At 38.7% G+C, this 2,254-nt stretch carries 2 protein-coding genes; both read left to right on the forward strand.

Features of this window, described 5'->3' with window-relative positions; genetic code table 11:
- On the forward strand, positions 1-1,518 hold a 1,518-nt coding region (locus AADI82_RS14965), incomplete at its 5' end, for a glycoside hydrolase family 95-like protein (RefSeq protein WP_341217211.1).
- A gap of 35 nt (positions 1,519-1,553) precedes the next feature.
- On the forward strand, positions 1,554-2,254 hold a 701-nt coding region (locus tag AADI82_RS14970), incomplete at its 3' end, for a sugar-binding domain-containing protein (RefSeq protein WP_341217212.1).

Below are 2,254 nucleotides of genomic sequence, written 5' to 3' on the forward strand. Positions count from 1 at the left end.
GCTCATGGCGATTTATTCAATAGGGTAAAGCTTAATCTTAATGGAAATCAAACCGAAACCGTATCCTCACAAGCCCTACTGGAGCAAGCGGCACAAAGCGGGCAATTTACTCCTGCATTGGCAGAGAAAATGTATGATGCCTGTAGATATTTAATAATATGCAGCACTGGGAAGAATCCTCCCAATTTACAAGGCATTTGGACTGGCACATGGCAACCGGCATGGAGTGGGGATTATACCTTAGATTCCAATCTTCAGTTAGAAGTTCAATCCATAATGAGCAGTAATATGCCCGAACTCATGGAAAACTACTTTACACTTATAGAATCTTGGTTGGTGGACAGTCGCTTAAATGCCGAAAAGTTTTATGGTTGCAGGGGTATTACATCAAATCCAAGAGCATCAAACACCAATTTATTGCTTCATTGGGGCAATTGGCCAGGGGAGCAATCTTTTGGTACTATGGGGTGGATGCTTCACTTTTTTTACGATTACTACCAATTTACAGGAGATAAAGTATTTCTAAAAGATAGGGTGGTACCCTTGTTAAAGGAGAATGCCCTATTTTATGAAGATTTATTAAAGGATACCGAAGACGAGAATGGCAAATATCAATTTTTCATTTCCTATTCACCAGAGCAGGACCATTACTTGTATGCCAATTCAACCTTCGATATAGCGGTAGCCAAAGCCGTTTTAACCTATTTGATAAAATCGTGCAAGCTTTTAAATATAGAGGAAGAAAACATCATAAAATGGCAAACGATGATAGATAAATTGCCGGATTATATGATTAATGAAAAAGGAGAACTTATGGAATGGGCTTCGGCAGGAACTCAAGAAGTTTACAATCAAAGGCATCATTCCCATTTATTGCCTCTATATCAATTTTGCGAATTCGATATGGAAACCAATCCCCAATTATGGGAAGCATCGGCAAAAGCGTTAGAAGGCAAAACAGAAAACTGGCTACACAATAGAAAAAATGCAGATAGCAACCATATAACCCACGGTATGATGAATCAGGCACAAGCCGCAGCACGTCTTGGAAAATCGGATATCGTCTATGAAGTCCTCTCTAGGCTGGCCACAGAGCAATACATCTACCCTAGTTTTATGATGTCTTACTGGCCCAAGAAACAAGGCTATGGCTTTGACCCGATTGGAACCATACCAGATGTTATAAACAACGCCTTGGCATTTGCTTGGGAAGATGTTGTAGATATTATTCCAGCCCTGCCAAAAGAATGGTCTAAAGGATCTATTAATAATATCTTGCTAAGAGGTCAAATTCAAATCGATGCATTATCATGGAATATGGAAACAGGTGAGTTGAAATTGAAAATGACTTCCAAAGCAGATAAGGCAATCACTATACGACTTCCAGAAAAATATGAGGTAAGCACTGTAAAGTCAGGCGAAAGTGAACTGGAACCTATTCAAGGGGAATATAAAAACAAATGGCAAATAGAATTATCTCAAAACAAGCCAAAAGAGATTGTTTTTAACCTTAAATAACTGGAATCTATTATTCATGTAATACCAAACCAAAAATGAAAACAAGGATTTACACCATAAAGTTTAAGATGTTATTAATGGCTTTGCTTACGGTTACAGGTGTAAAGGCACAACTTAAATTAGATTACGAAAACCCAGAGGTTATTGGTATAAATAAAGAACCTGCGGTAGCGACGTTCTCAAGTTATACGACTGAAGATAAAGCCCTCTTGTTTGAAGCGCCTTCAACTGAAAAATCCTTAAATGGGATATGGAAATTTAATTGGGTAACATCTCCAGATAAAAGACCTGTAGATTTTTATAAACCAGATTTCGACGTGTCCCTTTGGAGCGATATTGTTGTCCCAGGCAATTGGCAGACACAGGGATTTGGTATTCCAATCTATACCAACATCAATTACCCATTTAAAAAAGAACAGCCACATGTTATGTTGGAGCCGCCTTTGGAATATACGAGCCACAAGCTTAGAAATCCAGTGGGAAGTTATAAAAGACACTTTACTATAGATGCCACTTGGCTCGACAAAACGGTATATATAAAATTTGATGGCGTAAAATCGGCTTTCTATCTCTGGATTAACGGAGAAAAAGTTGGCTACAGCCAAGGCAGTATGACCCCAGCCCGATTTAATATAAGTAAATATATAAAAGCAGGCGATAATACCATAGCCGTTGAGGTGTACAGATGGTCGGACGGAAGTTATTTAGAGGATCAGGACATGTGGCGACTTAGTGG

It is taken from the genome of uncultured Wocania sp. (assembly GCF_964021735.1).
Lineage (GTDB): Bacteria > Bacteroidota > Bacteroidia > Flavobacteriales > Flavobacteriaceae > Wocania_A.